Source organism: Aeromonas sp. R6-1, from assembly GCF_040908165.1.
Taxonomy (GTDB): Bacteria; Pseudomonadota; Gammaproteobacteria; order Enterobacterales; family Aeromonadaceae; genus Aeromonas; species Aeromonas caviae.
The window spans coordinates 207,761-214,676 of sequence record NZ_JBFODF010000043.1 but is presented as its reverse complement, the minus strand read 5'-3'; the positions used below and the strand labels follow the sequence as shown (position 1 = coordinate 214,676).

The window sequence follows — 6,916 nt, the reverse complement described above, 5'->3', positions numbered from 1 at the left end:
GGGGCAACCTGGACTGGCTGGATCATCCGGCATTCAACTGGGTAAACACGATGATAGGAAATGTGAAAAACTCGCTGCGGGGCAGTTGCCATACGCTCGGAGCGAAGCATTTACCAAGGCATCTTGCGGAATACTGCTTCCGGTTTAATCATCGTTTTGACCTCAAGAGCATGTTGGTTGAATTGGGGCATGCAGTCGTGGCAAGCCCTCCGATGCCATATCGGCTCTTGAAGCTGGCTGAGGGTCATGGGTAATCAGGTTTAGTTATGGGGCGCGCGGCTTTTATGCGCGTCCCAGTGAGCGAAGCGAACGACTTAAACTATTTGTTGTGAGCTGCAACGAAGCTGGCTATGACAGCCGCTTGGGCAACAACGAAATTAAGCCGCTGAAACAGACTGGCCTGAGCAGCGTCACGAAGAATAGAACGCTGATTTACCCGAGCCAGACCAACCTGATAGAGCAAAGAACCGCAGCCGATACGGGCATGGTTCACGGCCAGAATTGGAACAAAGAAGAGCAGGGCGCTGATGCTGACGTTTAACCTAGACCGCTAACACCAAAGAAGAAAACAGCGCCATTGCTGGTATTCAAACTGAACTTAAATCGGCCACCAAGATGCTGCTGACAACGCATTGGTTTGGATGATTCACCCAACCTCAACGACCGAGCTTGAAAACCAGCAGGATTCAATATTGCCTGCTATCGCAACCGCTCTTGCCACTACAACTCAATTGCTTGGCAAACCGCACAACATTTTAGTTATGGGGCGCGCGGCTTTATCGCGCGTCCCAGTGAGCGAAGCGAACGACTTAAACTATTTGTTATACAAATCTAATTAGCGAGCCGCTCCGCTTTGCTTTCCAATAAGCATCACGGATTTCTTTGATGTAGTTTTTACCTAATGTGACATTGTATGTTGTCAGTAGGCCATCACACACAAGAATTCCGTTAAATGGGATTAGTGCGGTATTAACCACGGCAAACTCTTTGGATAGTTCTTCGATGCGCGTTGTTAATGCAAATGCCATATAGAAAGCACCTGTCTCTATATGCATAAAAGCATAACCATCTTTATAATTTTTAAGATATATGAATTTTCCATAAACTGCACGTCTCAGGTTGTTCACAAAATCGCCACCAACAACACCTGACATTGCATCATTAATTTCATCAAGGCAGTTATAAATTTCAGGTCGAATGACTGCAAACTCCAAAGCGCCATTTGGAAGCAATCCACCATTCAAGTACATCATCACCGCTTGATATTTATATAATAAATCATCTGCAATACTTCGTTGAATAAGCATTCATGAGTACCATTTGTATCGTATAACGTGGAAGTGAGCGGCCTGCGCGGTTTTTGCGCAGGTCCGCTCGACTGAAGGGTTATGCATCATTTTCGTAGCGACTTCACTTCGTTAAGCATTTGGGTTGGTGAAATAGCACCCAACGCCACGAGCATAAGTAGCAAGCCACCAATGACTACAATGCCCGTTGCCCATGCGTGCTTAAAACGTAGCTGAACCACCGTTGCCAACCACACAATGGCCGTGCAGCCGATGAGAAATATGAATGTCTGATGGCCTTGCTTCAGAGACTCCAGCAATGTCAGAGCACCAAGGGACGCGACAACACAAAAAGCTGGAACGACGAGCCATAACGTTCCAATCGGAGCCTCTTGTATTTGGAAATAGTCGCTGGCCTTCAAGCCGTTGTCCTGGAAGAACCCGGTAATTTCTTCCTTTGTACCTTCAATTGGCCCGAGCTTCATTTTTGCCCCCTTCTATGGGGAGCAAGCACTGATGCCACGTCTTTCTCGGCTGCCGTATCGGACCACTCTTGGCTAGAACCTTCCTTGATAAAGATGATGCGATCTTGCTCAAGGATTACGTTCGTACCTCCGAAAGTGAAGCCGTCGAGATTTCCACCAAACGCACGCTGTTCAATCTGAGATAGCGCGCGCCCGAGAGACGGGTATGCCGGATGATACTTGTCGTCGTTTTCGACGTTTGGCCCGATTCGAAAGACCAAGACCGCGCCACCATCAACTGCGGGATAGACGTTGCAATCTAGGCCAATTCCTGGACGAAGAAATGGTGCCAGCCGTCTCCGGAAATTGTTTATGTAAGCCTGAACCTTTGATTGCTCAGTCATTCAGTCCTCGCGTAATTGAGCCAATGATGCATAACGTTTGACATGAGCGGCGCGACCCGGCTTGCCGGGGCACGTCCGCTCGATGGAAGGGTTAGCCGCCACCTGCGGAGAGACGAATGGATGCTGGAGAGAGGACTTGCACAGAGATTGTGTCCATTGCGCTTGCACTCTCTTGAAACCAGTCGCGCAGCGCTGTGCCACCCATAATTCTCGGCGTTCCGTTGCTATTAGCTCTACGGTTTATGGTGCCCAGAACCGGCTGTGCCGCATCTCCCAAGAACAACTCGATCGTTTCTCCATCCGAGGCAATGTGCTTCTGTGAAGATACACCCACATTGAAGAAGCCCGAACGAAAGTATGTCGGCTGCAGCGTGAAGTGAAATCTCTCGGTTGCGGTTGGTGTCAGCTCTGGGAGCGACTCCGCGGACTCAGTCTCGGGCTCAAGAGGCTTTTCAGGCTTTCCGCCGTTCCACGGAGGATTAAGCTTCCGAATGATGTCGTCCTCCAGCGCTGCGGCGAGATTGAGATGGAACATTCCATAGTGAAGGAGGCCGTTGTCGGGCAACGCTAATATCTCGATAGCTGCTCCGCGCGCAAGCAAATCGAGTATGCGGCGGTTGTTATTCACGTTGGTCGTTTGTGTTCTAGTCGGCGTCCTGTAGCCCGACATGCGGACTGCGAGGGTTCGAACCGTTTTCCCCACGTACATGACCTCCGCATCGCAGACGAAAGCATAAAGGATGTTCGTTTGTGTGGCATGCCGCGTGAGGTCGAACTTGAGCTTCCCGTTGACGAGTAGCCAGTGACCGGCGGGTTGGAATCCAATTTGAAGTAGGCGGTTCATGGCTGTCCGTGGAGGCTAACGCCTGAATTAAGCCGCGCCGCGAAGCGGCGTCGGCTTGAATGAATTGTTAGACGACTTTTGCGTCATCAATGTCTCATCATGCGATTCATGTCATCAAGAACGCGCTTTGTTACATCTGAGTCACGCTCGACGGTGATAATGGTTCCGCCGCTTGTGTCTCGGATGAAGACGACGAAATAGACGGCGGCATCTATTACGACTTTTGCGGATGCACTCTCACGATCAGCAGCGGTGGCTCCCTTTGAGATGGCATACGATTTTGCTGCCTCATAGTAGAGGTCTGGGAAGGTTGAGTAGCCTACGCCAGATGAAACCATTCGTTTGACCCTTGACTCGACTGCTGTATCTCTCCGTGTCTTGGAAGATGCGAAAAGGTACACAATGCCAGCAACGGCGAGGATGAGAAGTAAGACCCCCATGCTTATCGGCGCCTCATGTATTGGCGAATAGAGGAGAACGCAACACGATCTTCGTTGCTGGATATGCGAGTGCCAGAAAGAGACTCAAAGCCTTTGAACTTGAAGACCATAAAGGTTTTGATCTTTAGGCTAGTTATGTAGGATGAATCATCTGGGCAGACAACCATTATTTTCATAATCCCGCCTTGGCAAATCACATCTATGGACTCATCAAACCAATGGCTTCGCCCACAGGCGCATTGGAAGTTGTCGCGGTAGATGGACATGTTCATGCTGTTTGGCGCAGCTTTGCCAAAATCATTCATGAAGCCTTCGAAGCTCAACATCTTCATCTTTGCTGTTTCCCCTTCAGGTGCGGCGAACTTGCCTAAGTCGTCTAACGCCTGGCACAGCTGCCGACAAAATTGGCGCTTGTTTTGCCGGCTTTTTGGCAAAACAAGTGACACTTTTGGCGGTCAGTTGCTGCCACTTGTTAACCCTTTTGCCAGATTTGGTAACTATAATTTATGTTAGACACGAAGTCTTGGCTAAAAACTGGCCTAAAACTACCGGGGATTTCTGGAAAATAGACATCACCTTCTGGCTCAATGTCGATTGTTGAAATATGTAAAGTATCAGCTTTATCGATCAGGCTTTTGTATATTTCACCACCACCAGACACAATCACATGATCCGTTATCGTCTTCAGATGATTTAGCGCTTCATCGATAGATGGAAATACCAATACATTCTCATCACTGGAAGTGAAGCTTGAACGAGTTACAACGGCATATTTTCGGTTGGGTAAAGCCCCCATTGACTCAAAAGTCTTTCGGCCTACCAAAAGCCACTGATTATAGGTAATCGCTTTGAAGAGTAATTGTTCCCCTTTGGCACTCCATGGAATATCTGGGCCATTTCCGATAACTCCATTCTTCGAAATTGCTGCCATTAGTGATAGTTTCACGATACTTCCTTAGGGGTTAACAATTTATTGTACGGAATCTATCCGTGATTTTGGGGTGGATCGGGTCGTCATAGTCTGGTGTGAGACTATGTACCGGAAGCTTGAAAATCCCGGATAAAGCCCGCTTTGGCAATGTTTTTGTACCGCATAGATTATGCAAAAATGCGGAAAGTTTCTTCATAGTCAGCAATGGGACTTGCTCGTGTATATACTGTTTATATATACATATGGAGGTGACTCATGCGCAAGCCTCATTCGCCGTTTTTGGCAAGCATCTATGAGCAGATGTTGATGCTGCGTTACGCGATGGCAACCGTTGAAGCCTATCTGCACTGGATCAAGGCATTTATCCGTTTTTCCCGGATGAAGCATCCGGTCGAGCTGGGTGAGGCGGAGGTTCAGCAATTTTTGTCCTATCTGGTCACCGAGCGCCATGTGGCTGTCAAGACTCAGGCCCAGGCGTTGAATGCGCTGGTCTTCTTGTATCGCACTGTCTTGTTACGGCCTCTGCAGCTCGAGATGAAATTTACGCGCAGCCAGCGCCCTCCCAAACTGCCAACTGTTTTGACGCAAAGTGAAGTCCGAGCCTTGTTGCTGGCTATGCCAGTTCATCTTCGTCTCTTGGCGCAACTGATGTATGGCAGCGGACTCAGGCTGATGGAGGTGATGCGCCTGCGGGTGCAGGATATCGACTTCAACTACCTCTGCCTGATGGTCTGGAATGGCAAAGGGGGCAAGCACAGGCGTGTGACTCTGGCCTCGGAACTCATTCCGGCCCTGCGGGAGCAAATTGCCTACGTCCAGCGCTTTTATATGACGGACTGCTTAAACGACGCGTATGCCGGGGTGGCCTTGCCGACGGCATTGGCGCGCAAGTATCCGGCCGCCAGCAAAGAGCTGGGTTGGCACTACCTGTTTCCGGCATCCCATCTGAGTCGCGATCCTGTCGATGGGGCCTTGCGTCGACATCATCTGGATCCAACCACCCTGCAAAAAGCGGTTCGTGCCACGGCGCGTCAGTTGCAGCTGGGAAAACCGGTCACCTGTCATACCTTGCGCCATTCCTTTGCCACCCATTTGCTGGCGCGGGGGGCGGATATTCGAACCGTGCAGGAGCAACTGGGCCATTCTGATGTTCGAACCACACAAATTTATACCCATGTGCTGCAAAACGGCGCCAATGGGGTACGTAGCCCTTTGTCTGATCTGTAATGGTTGGGGGGCGGGACGCTCGGTTTTTCAGAACGAGTGGCCTGACGCAGGCACGCTACCGCCCTTAGGTTACAGCTCCTAGAGGCTGACATCCGTTTCAGGTGGTGGCTTGTTACCCGGGCCATTTTCATCCTGATGGCCTGTTCTTTTCGTCAAACTATGCTACGGATTTCAGTTTCATATGGAAATAAATAATCGACGGGATTTGCAAAAATGTGCGATAGACAGGGAAGGTGCGAACAAGTTCCTGATATGAGATCATCATGTTCATCCGGAGCGCATCCCAGAGGGACATCATGAGCCATCAACTCACCTTCGCCGATAGTGAATTCAGCACTAAGCGCCGTCAGACCCGAAAAGAGATTTTCCTCTCCCGCATGGAGCAGATTCTGCCATGGCAGAATATGACCGCTGTCATCGAGCCGTTTTATCCCAAGGCGGGCAATGGCCGACGGCCCTATCCGCTGGAAACCATGCTACGCATTCACTGCATGCAGCATTGGTACAACCTGAGCGATGGCGCGATGGAAGATGCTCTGTACGAAATCGCCTCCATGCGTCTGTTTGCCCAGTTATCCCTGGATAGCGCCTTGCCGGACCGCACCACCATCATGAATTTCCGCCACCTGCTGGAGCAGCATCAACTGGCCCGCCAATTGTTCAAGACCATCAATCGCTGGCTGGCCGAAGCAGGCGTCATGATGACCCAAGGCACCTTGGTCGATGCCACCATCATTGAGGCACCCAGCTCTACCAAGAACAAAGAGCAGCAACGCGATCCGCAGATGCATCAGACCAAGAAAGGCAATCAGTGGCACTTTGGCATGAAGGCCCACATTGGTGTCGATGCCAAGAGTGGCCTGACCCACAGCCTAGTCACCACCGCGGCCAACGAGCATGACCTCAATCAGCTGGGTAATCTGCTGCATGGAGAGGAGCAATTTGTCTCAGCCGATGCCGGCTACCAAGGGGCGCCACAGCGCGAGGAGCTGGCCGAGGTGGATGTGGACTGGCTGATCGCCGAGCGCCCCGGCAAGGTAAGAACCTTGAAACAGCATCCACGCAAGAACAAAACGGCCATCAACATCGAATACATGAAAGCCAGCATCCGGGCCAAGGTGGAGCACCCGTTTCGCATCATCAAGCGACAGTTCGGCTTCGTGAAAGCCAGATACAAGGGGTTGCTGAAAAACGATAACCAACTGGCGATGTTATTCACGCTGGCCAACCTGTTTCGGGCGGACCAAATGATACGTCAGTGGGAGAGATCTCACTAAAAACTGGGAATAACGCCTTAAATGGCGAAGAAACGGTCTAAAT

10 protein-coding genes are annotated in these 6,916 nt (G+C 50.5%); 4 read left to right on the top strand and 6 right to left on the bottom strand.

The window, feature by feature from the left end; genetic code table 11:
- Window positions 1–254, top strand: a 254-nt coding sequence (locus AB5Y68_RS14280) for a transposase (protein WP_161653822.1), incomplete at its 5' end; no start/stop codon positions are given.
- Between the two features lie 107 nt (window positions 255–361).
- Window positions 362–541, top strand: a complete 180-nt coding sequence (locus tag AB5Y68_RS14275; RefSeq protein ID WP_147273948.1) for a hypothetical protein — start codon at window positions 362–364, stop codon at window positions 539–541.
- Between the two features lie 280 nt (window positions 542–821).
- Here AB5Y68_RS14275 and AB5Y68_RS14270 read toward each other — a convergent pair whose 3' ends face one another.
- From AB5Y68_RS14270 to dfrA15, 6 genes are all read right to left on the bottom strand, one after another.
- A complete protein-coding gene (locus AB5Y68_RS14270) occupies window positions 822–1,307 on the bottom strand; it encodes a hypothetical protein (protein ID WP_157162231.1) in 486 nt (161 codons plus the stop codon).
- Window positions 1,308–1,393: 86 nt separating this feature from the next.
- A complete protein-coding gene (locus tag AB5Y68_RS14265; RefSeq protein WP_201880196.1) occupies window positions 1,394–1,771 on the bottom strand; it encodes a hypothetical protein in 378 nt (125 codons plus the stop codon).
- Window positions 1,768–2,154 carry a hypothetical protein gene (locus AB5Y68_RS14260; RefSeq protein ID WP_103828957.1) on the bottom strand — a complete coding sequence of 129 codons (387 nt, stop codon included), beginning with the start codon at window positions 2,152–2,154 and terminating at the stop codon, window positions 1,768–1,770. The genes AB5Y68_RS14265 and AB5Y68_RS14260 overlap by 4 nt, the downstream gene beginning before the upstream one ends.
- 91 nt (window positions 2,155–2,245) lie before the next feature.
- Window positions 2,246–2,998 (bottom strand): GIY-YIG nuclease family protein, encoded by a 753-nt coding sequence (locus AB5Y68_RS14255; RefSeq protein WP_043133635.1) that lies wholly within the window; start codon window positions 2,996–2,998, stop codon window positions 2,246–2,248.
- Between the two features lie 442 nt (window positions 2,999–3,440).
- Window positions 3,441–3,884, bottom strand: a complete 444-nt coding sequence (locus AB5Y68_RS14250; protein ID WP_201884015.1) for a hypothetical protein — start codon at window positions 3,882–3,884, stop codon at window positions 3,441–3,443.
- A gap of 26 nt (window positions 3,885–3,910) precedes the next feature.
- A complete protein-coding gene (dfrA15, locus tag AB5Y68_RS14245; protein WP_001830196.1) occupies window positions 3,911–4,384 on the bottom strand; it encodes a trimethoprim-resistant dihydrofolate reductase DfrA15 in 474 nt (157 codons plus the stop codon).
- 240 nt (window positions 4,385–4,624) lie between these two features.
- Here dfrA15 and AB5Y68_RS14240 point away from each other — a divergent pair, with 240 nt between their 5' ends.
- Both AB5Y68_RS14240 and AB5Y68_RS14235 read left to right on the top strand, forming a co-directional pair.
- Entirely contained in the window at window positions 4,625–5,596 is a 972-nt protein-coding gene (locus AB5Y68_RS14240; protein WP_024941042.1) for an integron integrase, read from the top strand.
- A 296-nt stretch (window positions 5,597–5,892) separates the two neighbouring features.
- Window positions 5,893–6,873, top strand: a complete 981-nt coding sequence (locus AB5Y68_RS14235) for an IS5-like element IS5 family transposase (RefSeq protein ID WP_368207287.1) — start codon at window positions 5,893–5,895, stop codon at window positions 6,871–6,873.
- Window positions 6,874–6,916 lie beyond the last annotated feature (43 nt).

Bases quoted from the DNA above. Each gene is read 5' to 3' on its own strand.
- AB5Y68_RS14270 (WP_157162231.1), bottom strand. From the start codon at position 1,307: ATGCTTATTCAACGAAGTATTGCAGATGATTTATTATATAAATATCAA.
- AB5Y68_RS14265 (WP_201880196.1), bottom strand. From the start codon at position 1,771: ATGAAGCTCGGGCCAATTGAAGGTACAAAGGAAGAAATTACCGGGTTC.
- AB5Y68_RS14260 (WP_103828957.1), bottom strand. From the start codon at position 2,154: ATGACTGAGCAATCAAAGGTTCAGGCTTACATAAACAATTTCCGGAGA.
- AB5Y68_RS14255 (WP_043133635.1), bottom strand. From the start codon at position 2,998: ATGAACCGCCTACTTCAAATTGGATTCCAACCCGCCGGTCACTGGCTA.
- AB5Y68_RS14240 (WP_024941042.1), top strand. From the start codon at position 4,625: ATGCGCAAGCCTCATTCGCCGTTTTTGGCAAGCATCTATGAGCAGATG.
- AB5Y68_RS14235 (WP_368207287.1), top strand. From the start codon at position 5,893: ATGAGCCATCAACTCACCTTCGCCGATAGTGAATTCAGCACTAAGCGC.